We start from the raw sequence: 18,390 nt of genomic DNA, 5'->3' as shown, positions 1-18,390 counted from the left end.
TATACCGGTTATTAAGTAATCCAGCCGCCGTTCGGACTGATAACCTGCCCCGTAATATAACCGGATTCAGGCAGCGCCAGAAAATAAACAAGCGAGGATATGTCCTCAGGGGTAGCCAGTCTACCCGCCGGAATCTCCTCCTCCAGCATCTTCAGTTCATCCGCCTGCAGATTGGAGAGCATCGCCGTGTGGACCGCTCCAGGCGCTACAGCGTTCACAGTGACCTTCGAGGGGGCCAGCTCCTTGGCGAGCGCCTTGGTAAAAGCATTCACTCCGCCCTTGCTGGCCGAATACGCCACTTCACAGGATGCGCCCGAGATTCCCCATACGGAGGACACATTAATGATCCGGCCGTAACGCTGCGTGACCATATAAGGCATGAAAATCTGGCTGCACATGAAGGTGCCCTTCAGATTGACCGCCATGATATCGTCCCACTCCTCCTCGGTCAGATCGGCTAACATGCCATAATGAGCTTTCCCGGCATTATTGACCAGGATATCCGGCATCATGCCGCTGCTCTCCAGCCTTTCAGCCATGCGTACGAGCTGACTGCGGTCTTTCATGTCCGCCGCTACGGTCATTACCTTCGCTCCCAGCGCCAGACAACGCCGGGCCACATCATTTGCCGCTTCATGTGAATTCATATAATGAATCACAATGTTCATTCCCACCGAAGCAAAACGCTCAGCGATCGCGCCGCCGATTCCCCCGCTGCCCCCGGTAATGAGCACTGTCATTTCACCAATCGGTTTGCTGTCCTCTCCCGGTAACATCATTAAGGACTCACCACCAGCGACACGGCCAGCTGCTCCCAGTTCACATGGGCATGGAGCCGGGCATTCACTTCATCCAGAGTGATCGATTCATACAGGGGAAGCACTTCAAACAGATCTCCTCCACGGAACTGGTAACGGGTGAACTCATGGGCAATGCTCTCCGGCGAATTCAGCATCCGCAGGAAGCCGCCGATTTTCTTTTTGCGGGCCCGTTCGAAATCCTTCTCCGCGAAGCCCGTCTCCAGAATACGTCCTACCTCTTCCTTAATCCGTTCAAGCAGCAGCCCCGGATCTTTGGTATCGCCGCCGATCGCCGAGAAGGCATACTCCGCAGAGCTGTTAAATTCATGGCCGAAGCTGTCGGAGATCAACTCCTCATCATAGAGCTTCTGATACAATGCCGTACTGCTGCCAAACAGCAGGTCCAGCATCAGCTTCGTGGTCAGATCACGGCGCACCGCCGCTTCACCGCTCAGACCATCCACCTTTTCCTTGAAACCGAACATCATCTTGGGAATGGAGACAGCCAGTCTGCTCTCCACATGCTTCGAGGCTACCTGCTCAGGCTCCTCCGCGAAAATACGCGTAATTTCACCCTGCTTCTCATAGCTCTTGCCCTGCTGGTTGCTGCGGATCAGTTCAAATACCTGCTCAGGGTCCACTCCGCCGACAACGAACAGCAGCATGTTGCTCGGATGATAGAAGGAATTGTAGCAGGTGTACAGCGTTTCCTTAGTAATGGTTGAGATGGATTCAATAGTTCCGGCAATATCAATGTGAACCGGGTGGGTAGCATACATCGCTTCAATCAGCCCGAAATAGACGCGCCAGTCAGGATTGTCGGCATACATATTAATTTCCTGCCCAATAATCCCTTTTTCCTTCTCCACGTTCTCATCAGTGAAATAAGGACGCTGCACAAAATCAACCAGGGTGCTGAGATTCTGCTCAATATTCTCTGTGGCCGAGAAAAGATAGACCGTCTGGTCGAAGCTGGTGAAGGCGTTCGCCGATGCACCATTGGATGCAAAGGTAGCAAAAATGTCGCCTTCCGGCTCCTCAAACATTTTATGCTCCAGGAAATGGGCAATTCCGTCCGGCACGGTAGTCTCCTCACCGCCCGCGACCTTGAAGTGATTGTCTACTGATCCATATTTAGTGGCAAAGGTGGCGTAGGTTTTGAGAAAAGCCGGCTTCGGCAGCACATACACCTGGAGACCGTTATCCATAACCTCATGATAAAGTGTTTCTTGAAGCCGTTCATAATGGAGCTTTTCCATCCCTATTCCTCCTTCCCTGTCAGAAAATAAATCGTATCCAGCTCAAAAGTACACGCAGCCGCCCTCACTTCAGCCGCCCCCATGCCGTCAACCTGATCCATCAGCTCCTGGGCAGAACGGTCTTTGCCGGATAACTGGCGGTTGAAATCAAAGGAGATCATCTCAAACGCCGAGTCCTGAATCTCGGACAACAGGTTGCGGATCATCGCCTTGGTCTGGCTAAGCTCCAGGTCAGTGATATTGCCGGCCTTCAGCTCATCCAACTGCTTGCGGATAATATCAACGGCTTTGCCGTAGTTCTGGGTCTCGATCCCCGATTGAATCGTCCCGATGCCCTTATGCCCGTCATAACGGGAGGACGCGTAATAAGCCAAGCTCTCCTTCTCACGCACATTGACAAACAGCTTGGAATGCGGGTAACCGCCAAGGATACCGTTGTACATCAGCGCGGAAGCATACCGGTCATCTTTGTAGGTAATCGAGGTCCGCAGCCCCATATTCAGCTTGCCTTGATTCACATCCAGCTTCTCTTCCACCGTCCGCACTTCCGTAACAGTTACTGGAGTGAAGTCCGAGGTGTAGCCTCCAGCTTCGGAGTGATGGGCCCGGCCGAAATGAGCTGTCACCATCTTCTCAACCTCCTCAGGTGTGGTATCGCCCACTACATACAGATCAAGCGTAGCTCCATTCAGCCAGGAGGTATAGCTCTGGTACAGCGTCTCAGGCGTAATAGCATCCAGATCGGCCCGCTGGCCGAGGGGATGAAGCCGGTAAGGCTCGTTGCGGCACATTTCCTCAATGCAGCGTTCTGCCGCGTAGCGGATTTTGTCATTCACAATGGATTCCAGCTTCTTGCGGATCGTCTCGCGCTCTGTAGCTACATAAGAAGGCCGGAAGCTTCCATTCTCAAGCAGAGGACGGGTCAATACCTCTCCCAGAAAAGCAAAGGATTCCCCAAGCAGGCTCTCCTTGCTCTGCACAAAGGAATCATTAATCGTATCCATCCGGAACTGGACAATCTGGTAATCCCCGCGTTTGTAAATATCGAAGCCGAAGCCTGCACCGTACAGCTCCTCCAGACGCTCGCGGAATTGGGTAGTCTCCGGGTAGGACGCTGTCCCCCGGCGGAGTACAAACGGAACCAGTGCGGTAGAGGTCACTGTACTTTCTTCAAGCGGAACGCCTGCATACAGTGAGATGGCGAACGTCTTGAACGCCTTGGTCGGCAGAACATGTATACGCATGCCTGCGGCATGGCCATGTTGAAATCCATTATTAGTCAAGTCCAAAACTCCTTTGCGGCGTGGATTGATGCTCTATAACAAGTTTATGAAGTATTATCCATTCTAAACCATTCCAAAGTAAGGAAGCAACCGGAGGACAGCGTACCGGTTGCTCTTGCGGAGGGTTGTATACAGACACTGTAAACTACATGCAGAAGATATGCTGGCCGATTGTCTTCACCTGCGGACGGGACCAAATCCACTTGGAAGTCGCCGTCTTGGGATTAAAGTAATAGATACAGCCACCCGACGGGTCCCAGCCACTCAGTGCCTGCTGTACTGCCTTACGTGCCTGTTCATTAGGCTCCAGATAGATCTGGCCGTCAGCTACGGCGGTGAAGGCTCCCGGCTGGAAAATGACGCCCGAAGGCGTATTCGGGAAGCTTGGGGATTTTACACGGTTGAGAATGACTGCAGCCACAGCTACCTGCCCTTCAAAAGGCTCCCCGCGAGACTCGCCGTAAACCGCATTTGCCATGATCTTGAGGTCATTTTCGGACAGGCCCATCGTATTGCCGGAAGCCAGCTCAGCCGTATTGGATTTGGCCGCAGCTGTTCCGGAGGGTGCTTTTTTCTGGGCGGTAGTTGTCTCGGGCGCTGTCGGCTTCCAGGAAGTAGTAGCATTGTATAGCTTAAGCTTCGTCTTGGCCCCGACCACCCCGTCGGATTTCAGGCCGAATTTCCACTGGAACCAGGTGACGGCATTTTTGGTTTTGGTCCCGAACTGGCTGTCAATCTTCCCGTTAAAATAACCCAGGTGCTTCAGTCGTCCCTGCAGCTCATAGACATCCTGCCCGGAGGAGCCTACCTTAAGCGGAGTTGTGCCGAACACGGGCATGGCTTCCTCCTCTTCATCAGGGATGTCTGCGGCAACCTGCTCTGCTGCGTAGGGCTTGGCATAGATCAAATCATGATCTTTGAAGACTGCACCGGCAAACGGCGCAGCTGCAAGGGCAAGGGTAACTGCGGCAATGATCCACTGCTTATGTTTTCTCATGGGATTCGCTCTACCTTTCTCTTGGAAGTTCTGCATGAATGGCTAAAGTTATTATGACGACTGGCAGGACTTCCTATGCATGACCGCAAAGCAGGGAAGCGTAAATCCATTGCAACTGAGAACAGTTATCAATTATACTTGGGTTATGAAACAACAGGAGTTGAGAAGAAACATGGATTTTAAGGACCATATTGTGCTGTGGAACCATGCTACTGTAGAAGTTATCGATATCCGCAAGGCCTCATTCACTTCGGGACAACCTCCGCTGAAGTACCGCCTTCCGGCTAGTACATACCTATATATCGTTCGCGGCAGCGCAAGTGTGCTTATAGATGACAGATCCTATGAGATCAGCGGCTCCAGCGTCTTTCATGGGGGCAAAGGCACCACGATCCAATTGCTGAAGACACAGGAACTTCTGGATTATTACCTTATTTTGTACCGTTCAACGTTAACCCCGCCTGCCCGGCGCAACCTGACAGCGCTTCTGGAATGCAGCAAGCCTTTTACCGGAACCTATCACTTCATTCCTGTCCATCCCCTGCCGCTGTATGAGATTCTAGACCAGATGTATGGGGATTGGCAGGCACGCCGCGCCCTGGAGCATCTGCATGTCAAAGCCCTGTTCTATCAGTGGGTCCATGAGCTGCTTCATCAGATGCAGGGGCAGGAGCTGCACCCGCTTAGAGCAGATGTGCTCGATCAGGCTGTACGCTATATGCACGATTCTTACAACAGGCCGTTCACCCTGGATACACTAGCCGGCACTCTGGGCACCAGCCCGAGGACACTATCGAGGTTATTCCGCATGCGGCTTCAGACCAGTCCTGCCCAATATCTGGTTCAGATTCGCATGGACAAGGCACGTGAGCTGTTGCTGGGCACAGAGTCCACACTGCATGATATTGCAGCTGCTGTGGGCTACCCGGATGCGTATTCTTTTGGCAAAATGTTCAAAAAGCACTTCGGAAACTCGCCAGTGAGGTACAAAAATTCTGTGCAGGCCGCTTCCCCGTGGCGGGATATGATATCTGCGCTGTCATCAAATGACATTGCCCGTGAAGGCACTCTCCGATATATTGATGATGATAATCATTATCAATATGATCTAAAAGGAGCGTCATCCATGTTCAGAACAGCTAAGCCATCCCTAATGTTAACCTTGTTGTTATGCTTCACCATAGTGTTAAGTGCCTGTTCCTCAGGAACTGCCACTACAACGACGGTGGGCAACGGCAGCAATACGCCAACCTCTTCGCCTGCTGCGACGGCATCCTCTATAACGTCCCCTGACAACACTGCAGCCGAGGCACAGACCCGGACGATCTCTACGGTAAAAGGAGATGTCGTGGTGCCTGCCGATCCTCAGCGTGTCGTTGTGCTGTACTTGCTGGGAGATGTTCTGGCGCTGGGCATTAAGCCCGTAGGTGTCTCTAGTGTAAATGAAGGTGCTGCCTTCGAGAACGACTTGAAAGATGTACAGAAGTTGGGAAGTTGGTTCGAGGCCAGCCCGGAAGCTGTCTTATCGCTTGATCCCGATCTGATTATCGTTCCTTCCGAGGAAACCTACAATGCATTGCATGATATCGCACCCACCGTATTGGTGCCTTATGAGAAAATGACAACCGCTGAGCGGGTCAGCTTTATTGGACACACTCTTAATAAGGAAGATCAGGCCACCAGCCTATTAAATGATTTCAATGCCAAAGTGGAGGACAGTAAGCTGAAGCTGAAGGAAGCTGGAATTCTAGATTCGACCATCTCCATCATGGAAGGCGGCGGAGAGCGCAGTATGTTAGTGATTATGAGCAAACAATACGGCCGGGGTTCGCAGGTCTTATATGAATATCTTGGCATGAAGGCACCGGAGAAGATTCAGCAAAAAATAGATAGCAAGACCGATGTTGGTGGGGAGTCTGTATCCTTTGAAGTCATTGCCGATTACAGCGGAGAGTACATCTTCCGTTCCTCTTATGACGGAATGACTGACCTGACGGGAGACCCGATCTGGAACAGTATTCCGGCAGTCAAGGAAAGCCGGTTGATGAATATCGACTTCGGATTATCGTATTACAATGATATCTACTCCCTAAATGCGCAGCTTGATTACATGGTTGATGCTCTGCTTGCAGCTCCCCGGGTAAAGAAATAGCAGTTCAACCAACCGTTGCATAACTTATCTTTAGCAAAAAAGAGATGGCCCAAATATTGGGTCATCTCTTTGCCTATGAACTAAGTCTACCATGCTGATACTGCTCCAGCGACATCAGCACCTCACGCGGCTTGCTGCCCTCGTAAGGGCCGATAACGCCTCTGGCCTCCATAGAGTCGATCAAGCGTGCGGCACGCGTGTAACCGACGCGCATACGCCGCTGAAGCAGCGATACTGAGGCCTGCTTGGCTTCCAGAACAATCTGGACGGCCTGTTCATACAATTCATCCTGCGGCTCCTGATCCTCGCTCAAGGTGTCGTCCACCTCAGGCACAAGCGACTCATCGTAATTCGCTTCCCCTTGGCTGCTGACATACTGCACGATCGTCTCCACTTCCTGATCGCTCATGAAAGCACCTTGGACACGGATCGGCTTGGAAGCCCCCATCGGCAGGAACAGCATGTCGCCGCGTCCGAGCAGCTTCTCGGCACCCGGCATATCCAGAATGGTCCGGGAATCCACATTCGAGGAGACTCCAAAGGCAATACGCGAAGGAATATTCGCCTTGATCAGGCCGGTGATCACATCCACCGAAGGACGCTGTGTAGCGATAATCAGATGAATTCCCGCCGCCCGCGCCATCTGGGCAAGCCGGCAGATGGCATCCTCCACATCATTGGCCGCAACCATCATCAGATCCGCAAGCTCGTCCACGATGACCACAATATAGGGCAGCACCGCTGCCGGATTATCCTTCATCAAGTTGTTATAGCCTTCCATATTGCGTGTGCCTGATTTGGAGAACAGCTCGTACCGCTTCTCCATCTCCACCACGATCTTCTTCAAGGCCAGACTGGCCCGCTTGGGGTCCGTAACTACCGGAGCCAGCAGATGCGGAATGCCGTTATATACATTCAGCTCGACCATCTTGGGGTCAACCATGAGGAATTTCACTTCATTCGGCTTAGCCTTGTATAGAATACTGGTAATAATACCATTGATACAAACAGATTTACCGGAGCCGGTAGCTCCCGCTACCAGAAGATGGGGCATCTTGGCGAGATTGCCGATAATCGTCTGGCCGGAGATATCCCGCCCGAAGGCAATGGTCAGCCGCGAATCCGCCTCCTGGAAAATCTGTGTCTCCATCACTTCCCGCATGGTGACGACCGAGACCTCCGAATTCGGCACTTCAATGCCGATGGCTGATTTGCCGGGTATCGGCGCTTCCATACGAATATCCTTGGCTGCCAGTGCCAGCGCGATGTCATCGGTAAGATTGACAATCCGGCTGACCTTCACGCCGATATCCGGCTGAATTTCATACCGGGTCACCGCTGGTCCACGAACCACTTCAAGCACCTTCGCCCTTACACCGAAGCTCTCCAGGGTAGCCTCCAGCTTGCGTGCCGTCTGCATATAATCATTCTGATCGCCCGCCTTCGCCCCGTTACTCGGCTTAGCCAGCAAACGGAAGGACGGCAGCTTGTACGGCTTGGGCGGAGGTGGAGGCGGTATAACCGGAGCCGCTGCACCCTCCTCTGCCGTTCCCAGCAGCCCGTCCAGCTCCACAGGCAGTTTATCCTCCTCGTTTTCCCCTGACTGAGTAGAATCTGCTCCCGCTCTCGTCAGCTCAGAAGCGCCTGTTAAGGTGGCAGCACCACCACGCGCTGCTGGTGAGAACTCGCTCCATTCCTCCCGGTCCTCGGCATTCAGCCCTTCAGAGCGGATATGCTCGAAGAAGTCCCGGATGATCGGCGTAACAGGCTCAAGCTCCTCATCCTGGAAATCCTCCTCGCCATACTCCTCCAGAGGAACACCTCCCGCTGCAGTAATTCCGGAGATGACCGGACCAGTGCGCGGATCAGTAATGATAATGTCCGGCAGTTCTTCCTCCAGATCATCCATGACTTCCGGCTGATTCTGGCGGTCAGCCCCGCTGAACCATCCGGTAATTCTGCCCAGCAGCTTCGACTGTCCGCGTCTTGGCAGCTGCTGACCCGAACCGTCACCCTCTTCAAAGTAATCGTCATCATCCGCAGGTTCCGGCGTTGTAACTTTGCTGGCTCTAGCCGGTCTGCTGTTCACCACCGGAACAGCAGCCGGGCGGTTCGCCGCCCGGAGCTTAATTCCTTCAATCAGCTTGACAGCCCTTACCCGGAGAAGGGTAAAAAGCTCTACATAGGACAGATTGGTAATCAGCATGAAACTGATGGCAAGCAATACAATCATCAGAAGCTTAGCACCCAGATTGCCGAACAGCCACAGGAGCGCAGCGTATTCAAGCGCGCCGATGTACCCCCCGCTGATATCCTTGCCCAGCATGTATACGCTGCTGTCGCCGGCACCCGGTGAGAGGGCGCCGGATAAATCATTATGTATTTGAGACAGCACATTGCCTGGATGCAGCATCCCAATCGGACCCAGCTTCTGCTGCATAGCCGATATGGTACTCATCAGGCACATGGACAACAGCAGGAGCAGACCGCCGGTATAGCGGCTGTTCCAGGTGGACGGCCATTTCCTGTGAATCATTACCATCAGGCCGTAGAAGATGCCCGCCAGCGGTAGCACAAAATAGAATCTGCCAAGCAAATAACCCGCCATGCTTGAGAGTGTGCGGCCGACAGCCGCTTCCCCCGACAAAGCAATGACGGAAATCGTAATCAGCAGAATTCCATAGATTTCATATTTTAAAACACTGCCCAGCAGCGCTTTCTTCTTCTTTCTTCTCCGTTTAGCCACGCCAGCCACCCCCGAGTCAACATTATACCATATAATGGCGTGGCGTACCTATGTTCTCTTTTGTCAGAATATGCATCTTTAGGCTGTTTGTTCGCACTTAGCGGTCCAGCTGAACAATAGCACCCGGGGAGAAGGCTGCATCCAGATATTTATCCAGCGGACACTGCAGCAGCCGGACCACCTTCGCCTGACCACCATCCAGCAGTTCAACCTGCATCAGCATACCCTGAATAGTTATCTCTTGCACGGGTGTGGCATAGCTCAGTGCCCCCTCGAACACCTGCTCCATCGGCAGAATGGTATAAAAGGTCATTGGGTAAGCCCTCCCTGCGGAAGCGTATCGTTCGTCATAGCTGGCACAGCGGCAATCATCCGGTTCAGGTGGGCCAACGCGGCACCGATCCCTCCCACTTCATCCATCAGGCCGAATCTGACGGCATCCTGACCGCCCACTGCAGTACCAATGTCGCGGTTCAGCTCTCCGGTCTTGAACATCAGATCCTTGAACTGCACTTCCGTGATGCGGGAATGAGAGGTCACGAATTTCACCATCCGCTCCTGCATACGCTCCATGTACTCGAAGGTCTGCGGCACGCCGATCACCAGACCGTTCATCCGGATCGGATGGATCGTCATGGTGGCACTTTCAGCAATAATGGAATACGTGGAGGATACCGCTATAGGTACACCGATGCTGTGACCGCCGCCGATGACAACTGTTACCGTAGGTTTCGACAAGGAAGCGATCATCTCGGCAATGGCCAGTCCAGCCTCTACGTCCCCGCCGACCGTATTGAGAATGATCAGCAGCCCTTTAATGGTCTTGCTCTGTTCAGCTGCAACGAGCTGGGGAATGATATGCTCGTATTTCGTGGTCTTGTTATGCGGCGGCAAGACGAAATGCCCTTCAATTTGTCCTATAATCGTCATACAAAAAATATCCGGCTCCCCTGTCGGAACCACTGTCTGTCCTAATTCCTTAAGTACCCCCACAGGTCCCGGTATTCCTGGAGGAACCGGTTCATTGACAACGGGTTTTATCTCCCCTGGCAGGATTTCTTCGTTACGCTCTCCGCCCGCCTTGCTTGCTTCTGTAATTTCCATCGTACACAGCGCTCCCCTTTGCCTGCAACACCCGTGTGCTTCAGGTCTCTGATTTCTGTTAGTATGACATTCCGGGGGCCCCCCTTATGCACCATAAACTTGAACTATCACATAGAGACGGCGGCCGCTCCTCAGAACATCCGCCGTCATTGCCCATTAATATTTGTCTACCACGGCTCCCAGTACAGCTCCGTGTACATAAGCCTGGCCTCTCAGACTTTTCAAGCTGTCAGCGGTGCCGGTCACAACTACGCCCAATATCCGGACATCATCGGCTTCGGGTGCAGCCTTGTCCTTTTTCATATAATTGTAGATCCGCTGGTACTCGCTGTGGTATTTGTCTTTCTTGCTTACACCGACCGCCACTGCCCCGATAAAATCGTCAGGCTTCGCCTGATCCCAGTCCGGCTGGATGCCGAATCCGTAGACTCCGTAATTCGCACTCATTGGGGTCGGATAGTTCATTTTAGCGGGATCATTCTCATTTGGATACGGCTTGAAGTTGAACCCCTCGCGGTCATCATACGTATCGACCCAGTACCAGACCTGTTTTATGCCTTTAGGCAGCAGGCTCTTCGCCTCTTCAAATGAATAGTCCTTATCAAAGGATAAAGCCAGCTCCACCCGCTTGTCTCCGTTCATCTTGTAAAGTTCGGGGAGATCATTGATAATTTTTACGTTGTAATCGACTCCCGGGATATAGAAGGCCATTTCTCTTTGTCCATTGTCGGAATTGTAATTCCGGTAATACTCGTACCCCTCCTGCTTCATACGTGGATCTTCTACAGTCAGGTTTGACACGCCGCCGTACGCCCCCGTTGTGAAGGGGAACCACCAGGGATTGTAATTGAGCCATCTGGTTTTCCAGGGGATAGGTACGTCATCGACAATCTTGTAGGTATTCATTTCCAGGACGCCTGACAAAAAGCCGCGATTGTCCTTGTAGCCGGAATCGTATTCATTGGGACTGCTGATCCTCATATACTGCTGCTCGCTATAGTGGGCATTCATGGATAGATGACCTACAAGCTGTGCTGCTCCATAGAATACGATCAACAGCGTAATTATACTGACTCCGAGTGAAATCACGATGCTGCGGATCATGCTCTTCCGTTTGGTTTTTTTCAGGGTGGTCATAATATTCTGGTCTTCTGCTTCTTCCCATGGGGCAGTCATTCGCCCTCACCTCCATATAATTGTTGAAATTGCTGTCTGGCCCGGTAGAGCGTAGCTTTCACTGTCCCTTCGGAAATGCCGAGCAGGGCGGAGATTTCCTTATAGGACAGCTCCATTTCATATTTCAGCAGAATCAGTTGCTTATTGACCGGATTCAAGCGGTCCAGCACTCCTTCAATCTCCTCTTTCCGTTCTCTGCGCAGCAGCACCGCTTCCGGTAGCTCCTGCTCCTGGGCCGGATGTTCTTCCACTTCCTCACCGCTATAGGAATATCTCTTCTGTCTGCGGCACAGGTCAAAATACCGGTTAATCGCAACCTTGTACAACCAGGCGCTGAATTTGCGCTCATCGATCGCCTCCAGATACAGCAGCGCCTTGTACACAGTGTCCTGCACAATATCCTCTGCATCTGAGGCCCCGGCGCCGAGGCGGATCAAGTATCGGCGGATCTCCGCCAGTTTGGGTTGGAGCACCTTCTCCATGTCTCTTGGCTCCATGCTGCACCTCCTTGCCTGTATAACGGTCAGGTTGCCCAAATGTTGTTTTGTGCAGAGAAAAAAACATAAAAAAGCCCCTTCCCCCAGGAAACCGTCCAATATTTCCGGGAAAAGAGGCTATTGCCAAAGCTATATTGTTAAGAAATTCTTCTCTTATACTTCCATAATAATCGGCAGGATCATCGGTCTGCGGCGGGTCTGCTCATAGAGGAAACGGCCGAGCGAGTCTTTGACACTGGTCTTCAGGGAAGCCCATTCATTGACCTTCTCACTCATCAGACGCTGCAGCGTGCCCGAGACAATCCGGTTCGCTTCGTCTAAGAGACCTTCCGATTCCCGCACATATACAAATCCGCGTGAGATGATGTCAGGACCGGAGACAATCGCTCCGTTCTGCTTGCTGAGGGTAACCACAACCACCAGAATACCATCCTGTGACAACAGCTTACGGTCACGCAGTACAATGTTACCTACATCGCCGACACCCAGTCCGTCGATCAGTACGTTACCAGCAGTTACTTTACCCGCTCTGCGAGCAGCTCCTCCGGAGATCTCAATCACTTCACCCAGCTCAGTAATGAAGATATTGCTTGGCTCTACGCCAACGGATTCAGCCAGAAGCGCATGCTTACGCTGCATCCGGTATTCACCGTGGATTGGCATGAAGTATTTCGGCTTCATCAGGTTGAGCATCAGCTTAAGCTCTTCCTGGCTGCCGTGACCGGATACGTGAACGCCGGAGTTGGAGCCGCTGTAAATAACATTGGCACCAAGGCGGAACAGCTCATCAATGGTACGGCCTACATATTTCTCATTACCCGGTACCGGTGTTGCCGCAATAATTACGGTGTCGCCCGGCATGATATCTACCTTGCGGTGACTGGAACGCGCCATGCGAGTCAGCGCTGACATAGGCTCGCCTTGGCTGCCTGTGCACAATACCACCACACGGTTGCCTGCCATTCTGTTCATCTCTTCAGGCTCAATGAGCATGCCGTCAGGGATATGCAGATAGCCAAGCTCAGAAGCGATAGACACTACGTTAACCATGCTCCGTCCAATAACGGTAATCTTGCGTCCGGTTGCTTCAGAAGCGTTCACGACCTGCTGGATACGATGCACGTTAGAAGCAAAAGTTGCTACCACCACACGCTGTTCAGCTTTACGGAAAATATCCTCCAGCACGATGCCGACATTCTTCTCCGAAGGTGTAAAGCCCGGCTTCTCGGCATTGGTGCTATCTGACAGCAGGGCCAGAACGCCCTTCGATCCGATCTCAGCCATGCGGTGCAGATTGGCAAATTGACCGTTGACTGGCGTATGGTCGAATTTGAAGTCACCGGTGTGGACAACGTTGCCCTCTGGTGTCTCAATGCATACCCCGACAGAATCCGGAATACTGTGATTCGTTCTGAAGAAGGTTACTTTAAGCGATGTGCCCAGTTCAACCTCGGAATCCTCGTTAATCAGAATCCGCTTAGTTTCACCCAGCAGGTTCGCTTCCTTGAGCTTGTTCTCTACAAGGCCCAGGGTCAGTCTTGTTCCGTATACAGGAACATTCAGGTTCTTAAGCACGTAAGACAATCCGCCAATGTGATCCTCATGGCCGTGGGTAAGAACAATTCCTCTAACCTTGTCACGGTTCTCAGTCAGGTAGGAGATATCCGGTATTACGATATCAATACCCAGCATATCTTCTTCAGGGAACTTCAGACCGGCGTCTACGACTACAATGTCGTTGCCGTACTGAACTACGTACATGTTCTTACCAATTTCACCGACTCCGCCAAGTGCGAATATCGTCAGTTTGTCGTTGTTGTTATTGTTTTTTTTGGACAAATGAATCTAACCCTCCTATGATGTTGGACGTCATACTTTTTATTTGTTAACAATGAGCTTCAATATTTCAGCGGCGCTGTAATATACATCAAATTGCTGTTAACTCCTTATTTCGACAAGGAATTTCCGGTAAGTCTGTATACTTGCGCAGGTCTAAACTCCCGAATCCGGGCAGTAATATCCTCTTGAAGCGGGCAAATGCCCTCAAAATTCCACCACCGCGCCCCTCGCGCGTAAATCCGGCATATTTAGCACAGACTTATTCAAGGACCTATCCTGTCTTACAATGCAACAAATCCGCATTGCCGGAAGATTACCGCATATTCAATTAACCGCACCAAGTCACTTAAGTTCATTATACATGATTTTTTTGGCAAAAGACAAGTCACCCTGTACCTGGTCCTATTCTTTCCTTAACAAACAGCCAATATTTGAGGAAATGACAAGCAAAAAAACGCTGCAATGCCTGACTTCTTCAACATAGAGTTAACTCTGGAGAAATAAATACCATATGCGCTCTGCGGCGGCTAGAAGTCCGTAACGTAAAAAACCGGCCGCTCCATAAGAGCGGCCGGTAGCCGTTGTATCCATCTTCGCCTAATTCACTTAGCGGTGCCTGGACTATCTTGTCTTAGCAAGGCAGCAATGAAAGCCGCCTCTTCTTCCGTCGGTGAAACCAGCGGCAATCGGACCGAGCCGACATCCATCCCGCGCAGCCCCAGCGCGTACTTCACGGCTGAGGGATTGGGCAACGGCTGCGGACACTCGAACATTCCCTTGAAGACCGGAAACAGCTGCCGGTGAAGCTCGCCTGCACGGCGGACATCGCCGGAGTTAAAGGCCTCGATCATCTCCGACATCTGTGCTCCCACAACATGGCTGGCCACACTGATGATACCGTGGCCCCCCACAGCAAGCGTCGCGAGGCCGGCGGAATCATCTCCGGTGTAAACATGGAAATCTTTAGGACAAGCCGAGGCAATCCAAGTAATCTGGTCTACCGAAGCACATTCCTTCGTGGCCACAATATTAGGAATCTCCGCCAGACGCAGGGTGGTAGCTACACTCATGCTTACTGTCGTTCGTCCCGGCACATTGTACAAGATGCAGGGCAGTGAAGTCGCGGCAGCAATGGCAGAGAAATGCTGGTAGAGCCCTTCCTGATTCGGTTTATTGTAATAAGGGACGACCAGAAGCACACCGTCCACGCCGATTTTTTCGGCTTCCTTAGTGAGCTCTATGGAATGTCTGGTACTGTTGCTGCCGGTACCGGCAATAATTTTACAGCGTCCGCCTGCTTGCTGCTTCACGAAGGAGAACAGCTTCAGCTTCTCCTTATCGGTTAAGGTCGGCGATTCACCGGTTGTTCCGCAAACTACTAGCGCAGCGGACTTTTGTTCCTCGATCAGGTAATCGACCAGCCTTGAAGTTGCTTCCCAGTTGATTTCTCCTTCCCCGTCAAACGGGGTTACCATTGCGGTGATCAGTCTTCCGAAATCCACTTTGAATTCCTCCTTGTCAGCGGTGCAATTCAAACTTGGCATGCAGGGCGCGAACCGACTGCACCATATCTTCTTTTTTCACGAGAACCCAGATGGTTGTGTTGGAATCGGCAGACTGCAGAATCTGGATGTTCTGCGAGCTGAGCGCCTCGACGATATGCGCCATGATTCCCGGAACACCGTTAATGCCTCCGCCGATGACGGAGACCTTGGCACAGCCGGACAAGCTCTTGGGACGCAGACCCAGTTCTTGCAGCGCGGCAATCGCCTGCTCTGATTTGTCATCGAACACTGTATATACGGCCTCGGTCGGCGTCACATTGATGAAGTCCACGCTGATTCCGTTATCGGCCATACTCTTGAAAATCTGCAGCTGCACGCCGGTTCCGTTGCCCTCCGGACATTCCACCGAGATCTGCGTAATATTGCTGACATAGGCAACACCTGTGACGAACCGGTCTACGACTCCATGGGATACATCGCTAAAGCCCTCAGGATGGGTCACAAGCGTCCCTTCCGCTTCGGAGAAGGTCGAGCGTACTCGCACCGGAATCTGAGCCTGCATGGCAATCTCCACAGCCCGCGGATGAATGACCTTGGCTCCCTGATACGCCATGTTACAAATCTCGGTGTAGCTGACATAAGTAAGCTGCCGTGCATCTTCGACAATCCGCGGATCAGCGGTAAGAATTCCGTCCACATCCGTATAGATGTCTACCATATCCGCATGCAGCGCGGCCCCAAGGGCTGTAGCTGAGGTGTCGCTTCCTCCGCGGCCCAGCGTGGTGAAATCACCCGTTTCGGTCTGACCCTGGAAACCGGTAACTATTACTACTTTATGCTCACGCAGTTCCCGTAGAATGCGTTCTGTCCGCACATCCAGGATTCTGGCATTGCCATAGCTGTTGTCGGTCAGGAATCCGGCTTGCGCCCCTGTCAGCACTGTCGAACGAATGCCCTCCTGCTCCAGCAGACCGCACAGATTGGCCGCCGAGATGATCTCCCCGCAGCACATCAGCAGATCCCGTTCCCGGTCCGGCAGTGAATTCCCGCTCTGAACCGCCAGATCAAGCAGTGTATCGGTAGCATAGGGTTCCCCCTTGCGGCCCATAGCCGAGACTACAACCACCAGGCTGAACCCGCTGGCCAGCTCCCGTTTGACATGACGGATTACATGTTCTCTGGCCACTGGTGTGGAGAGTGAGGTTCCGCCGAATTTTTGCACCAAAATACCCATGTATAATTCCTCCATTGCTTCTCTCAGCAGACTACTGAACCCTACGTGAAATAAATCACCCCGCGAGGCAAAAGTGTTCGTAGCCGCGATAACCTGACTCTTATTATAGCGTAAAATTGTTTGTGCCGCCCCCGGGATGAGGACGGCAGAAATGAAGCTTATGGGTCCGTCAGCTAAAATTCGCTCTTCCGGGCCAATCCTGTGCTAATTATATGCTATGCAGAATGAAATCGTTGCACCAGCATAGGCTGCAACTGGTTGCCCTGCAGGGCGGCGTAGCAGGCTTCAGGAATGAGATCCATCTGCGCCACCAGCGAATTCGGCTTCCCCTCCGGATTATCCTGTCCGAACGGGACGAAATAAATATGTTTGGCTACCAGGAGCTTCGCAATATTCGCCGCGTTAAGTCCAAGTCCGTCATTCGTCGAGATCGCCAGCACCAGCGGACGCCCGTTGCGCATCTGTGATTTGGCTGCCATCAGCACCGGACTGTCCGTCATCGCATTCGCCAGCTTGCTTGTCGTATTCCCTGTGCAGGGAGCAATCGTCAGCACATCCAGCAGCTTGGAAGGACCCAGCGGCTCCGCTTCAACAATTGTAGAAATGATATCATTCCCTGTTATATCTTTCAACTGTTTCAACCAATTTTCCGAGGTTCCAAAGCGGGTGTCTGTATTCAGTACCGAAGCAGACACAATCGGCACTACATTCGCACCTGAATCCATGAACCGCTGAATCTGCGGCATCACCTCAGCGAAGGTGCAGTGTGAGCCGGTAATGGCATAACCTACTGTTTTTCCGTGCCAATCCATTCATTCATCCCCCCTGATTAAAGTCTCGTCCGATATCGACTGTACCAGTGCACCTGCCATAATGATTCCGGCGCTCTTGGGGGCAACAATCCCGGGCAGGCCCGGTGCCAGCATCGCCTTGATCCCGCGCTTTTCAGCATAACGGAAGTCGCATCCGCCCGGTGCGGACGCCAAATCAATGATCACGCAGTGCCGCTGAAGCCGGGACAGAACCTGAGCGTTGATAATCATAGCGGGTATGGTGTTGAAGATCAGATCCGCCTCTGGTGCATGCAGCAGCAAATCCTCTGTCATAAAAGGCTTCCAGCCCATTTCCGCCGCCCTTGCAAAATGCTCCTGCTTCCTGACGCCAACTTTGACCGTTGCTCCCATTCCCTGGAGCGTTCTGGCCATGGTGAAACCGGTCCGGCCCATCCCCAGCACCATCGATGTAGAGCCGTGTATGGTAAAGTCCGTGTTCTGTACGGCCATTACCAAAGCTCCCTCCGCTGTCGGAATAGAGTTGTAGATCGCCACATCGTCCCTGTTCAGCAGCTCCACCAGCTTCAGCGAATGTCCGGCACACAGGCCGCGCAAATAGCTTTTAGCCATGCCGGTGTACACCAGTGCCCGGGACGGCAGAGCCGCGATATGTTCCTCCCGCAGTTGGAGACGTTCCGAAGAATACAGCGCGTTAATGTAACCCTCATCATCGCAGCCGACCGCCGGCAGCACCAGCACATCCGCTTCACCAAGCAGCTCGGGCGACAACAGTTCCAGGCTTACCCCCGGGCTTGGGGCATCCCATGTATCGAATCCGGCAACGCTTACGGCCGCATCCAATTCCACACATTTCCGAATCACTTCAATTTGTCTCGCGTCCCCGCCCAGGAACACGATCCTGATGCCAGTAAGCATAGGGATGACGCTCCTTTCCACAACCACATTTGACTATAGAGCATCTTATGCCGCAAGCCGCCGATGGGTGAAGAGCGGAGAGGAATTCT

At 52.5% G+C, this 18,390-nt stretch carries 15 protein-coding genes; 1 reads left to right on the top strand and 14 read right to left on the bottom strand.

The window, feature by feature from the left end:
* Window positions 1-11: 11 nt before the first annotated feature.
* From ymfI to sleB, 4 genes are all read right to left on the bottom strand, one after another.
* The gene (ymfI, locus tag MKX42_RS15215; RefSeq protein ID WP_036724753.1) at window positions 12-779 is read right to left on the bottom strand and encodes an elongation factor P 5-aminopentanone reductase; all 768 of its coding nucleotides are present in this window, start codon (window positions 777-779) and stop codon (window positions 12-14) included.
* Window positions 779-2,059, bottom strand: coding sequence for an EF-P 5-aminopentanol modification-associated protein YfmH (gene yfmH, locus MKX42_RS15210; RefSeq protein ID WP_340753216.1), 1,281 nt, complete (start codon window positions 2,057-2,059; stop codon window positions 779-781). The genes ymfI and yfmH overlap by 1 nt, the downstream gene beginning before the upstream one ends.
* A 2-nt stretch (window positions 2,060-2,061) precedes the next feature.
* Window positions 2,062-3,342, bottom strand: coding sequence for an EF-P 5-aminopentanol modification-associated protein YfmF (gene yfmF / locus MKX42_RS15205; protein WP_445669322.1), 1,281 nt, complete (start codon window positions 3,340-3,342; stop codon window positions 2,062-2,064).
* 145 nt (window positions 3,343-3,487) lie between these two features.
* Window positions 3,488-4,339, bottom strand: coding sequence for a spore cortex-lytic enzyme (sleB, locus tag MKX42_RS15200; protein WP_340753215.1), 852 nt, complete (start codon window positions 4,337-4,339; stop codon window positions 3,488-3,490).
* Window positions 4,340-4,511: 172 nt separating this feature from the next.
* Between sleB and MKX42_RS15195 the strand changes: the two genes are divergently transcribed.
* Window positions 4,512-6,491: an AraC family transcriptional regulator gene (locus MKX42_RS15195; protein ID WP_340753214.1), complete on the top strand. Its 1,980-nt coding sequence runs from the start codon at window positions 4,512-4,514 to the stop codon at window positions 6,489-6,491.
* Window positions 6,492-6,564: 73 nt separating this feature from the next.
* Here MKX42_RS15195 and MKX42_RS15190 read toward each other — a convergent pair whose 3' ends face one another.
* The 10 genes from MKX42_RS15190 to dpsA all read right to left on the bottom strand — a co-directional run bounded on the left by MKX42_RS15190 (window position 6,565) and on the right by dpsA (window position 18,301).
* A complete protein-coding gene (locus MKX42_RS15190; protein WP_340753213.1) occupies window positions 6,565-9,237 on the bottom strand; it encodes an FtsK/SpoIIIE family DNA translocase in 2,673 nt (890 codons plus the stop codon).
* Window positions 9,238-9,334: 97 nt separating this feature from the next.
* Entirely contained in the window at window positions 9,335-9,550 is a 216-nt protein-coding gene (locus tag MKX42_RS15185) for a YlzJ-like family protein (RefSeq protein ID WP_340753212.1), read from the bottom strand.
* Window positions 9,547-10,341, bottom strand: coding sequence for a ClpP family protease (locus tag MKX42_RS15180; RefSeq protein ID WP_340753211.1), 795 nt, complete (start codon window positions 10,339-10,341; stop codon window positions 9,547-9,549). Before MKX42_RS15180 ends, MKX42_RS15185 begins: the two co-directional genes overlap by 4 nt.
* 156 nt (window positions 10,342-10,497) lie before the next feature.
* Complete coding sequence (locus tag MKX42_RS15175) at window positions 10,498-11,517, bottom strand: anti sigma factor C-terminal domain-containing protein (RefSeq protein WP_340753210.1); 1,020 nt, start codon at window positions 11,515-11,517, stop codon at window positions 10,498-10,500.
* Entirely contained in the window at window positions 11,514-12,014 is a 501-nt protein-coding gene (locus MKX42_RS15170; protein WP_340753209.1) for an RNA polymerase sigma factor, read from the bottom strand. The genes MKX42_RS15175 and MKX42_RS15170 overlap by 4 nt, the downstream gene beginning before the upstream one ends.
* A gap of 153 nt (window positions 12,015-12,167) precedes the next feature.
* Window positions 12,168-13,853, bottom strand: a complete 1,686-nt coding sequence (locus MKX42_RS15165) for a ribonuclease J (protein WP_036692641.1) — start codon at window positions 13,851-13,853, stop codon at window positions 12,168-12,170.
* A gap of 602 nt (window positions 13,854-14,455) precedes the next feature.
* Window positions 14,456-15,355 (bottom strand): 4-hydroxy-tetrahydrodipicolinate synthase, encoded by a 900-nt coding sequence (gene dapA / locus MKX42_RS15160; RefSeq protein ID WP_340753208.1) that lies wholly within the window; start codon window positions 15,353-15,355, stop codon window positions 14,456-14,458.
* A 16-nt stretch (window positions 15,356-15,371) separates the two neighbouring features.
* Window positions 15,372-16,592: an aspartate kinase gene (gene dapG, locus MKX42_RS15155; RefSeq protein ID WP_340753207.1), complete on the bottom strand. Its 1,221-nt coding sequence runs from the start codon at window positions 16,590-16,592 to the stop codon at window positions 15,372-15,374.
* 215 nt (window positions 16,593-16,807) lie between these two features.
* Window positions 16,808-17,404, bottom strand: coding sequence for a dipicolinate synthase subunit B (locus tag MKX42_RS15150; RefSeq protein ID WP_036692637.1), 597 nt, complete (start codon window positions 17,402-17,404; stop codon window positions 16,808-16,810).
* The gene (dpsA, locus tag MKX42_RS15145; RefSeq protein ID WP_340753206.1) at window positions 17,405-18,301 is read right to left on the bottom strand and encodes a dipicolinate synthase subunit DpsA; all 897 of its coding nucleotides are present in this window, start codon (window positions 18,299-18,301) and stop codon (window positions 17,405-17,407) included.
* Window positions 18,302-18,390: the final 89 nt, after the last annotated feature.

The sequence above is a fragment of the Paenibacillus sp. FSL R7-0204 genome (genome assembly GCF_038002225.1).
In the GTDB taxonomy this organism is placed as follows: Bacteria; Bacillota; Bacilli; order Paenibacillales; family Paenibacillaceae; genus Paenibacillus_AQ.
Note: the sequence above shows the minus strand (reverse complement) of the source record. Positions and strands in the feature narration are given on the sequence as shown.

Excerpts from the sequence above, each read along its gene's own strand:
- ymfI (WP_036724753.1), bottom strand. The coding sequence starts at position 779 with ATGATGTTACCGGGAGAGGACAGCAAACCGATTGGTGAAATGACAGTG.
- yfmH (WP_340753216.1), bottom strand. The coding sequence starts at position 2,059 with ATGGAAAAGCTCCATTATGAACGGCTTCAAGAAACACTTTATCATGAG.
- sleB (WP_340753215.1), bottom strand. The coding sequence starts at position 4,339 with ATGAGAAAACATAAGCAGTGGATCATTGCCGCAGTTACCCTTGCCCTT.
- MKX42_RS15195 (WP_340753214.1), top strand. The coding sequence starts at position 4,512 with ATGGATTTTAAGGACCATATTGTGCTGTGGAACCATGCTACTGTAGAA.
- MKX42_RS15185 (WP_340753212.1), bottom strand. The coding sequence starts at position 9,550 with ATGACCTTTTATACCATTCTGCCGATGGAGCAGGTGTTCGAGGGGGCA.
- MKX42_RS15180 (WP_340753211.1), bottom strand. The coding sequence starts at position 10,341 with ATGGAAATTACAGAAGCAAGCAAGGCGGGCGGAGAGCGTAACGAAGAA.
- MKX42_RS15175 (WP_340753210.1), bottom strand. The coding sequence starts at position 11,517 with ATGACTGCCCCATGGGAAGAAGCAGAAGACCAGAATATTATGACCACC.
- MKX42_RS15170 (WP_340753209.1), bottom strand. The coding sequence starts at position 12,014 with ATGGAGCCAAGAGACATGGAGAAGGTGCTCCAACCCAAACTGGCGGAG.
- dapG (WP_340753207.1), bottom strand. The coding sequence starts at position 16,592 with ATGGGTATTTTGGTGCAAAAATTCGGCGGAACCTCACTCTCCACACCA.
- MKX42_RS15150 (WP_036692637.1), bottom strand. The coding sequence starts at position 17,404 with ATGGATTGGCACGGAAAAACAGTAGGTTATGCCATTACCGGCTCACAC.
- dpsA (WP_340753206.1), bottom strand. The coding sequence starts at position 18,301 with ATGCTTACTGGCATCAGGATCGTGTTCCTGGGCGGGGACGCGAGACAA.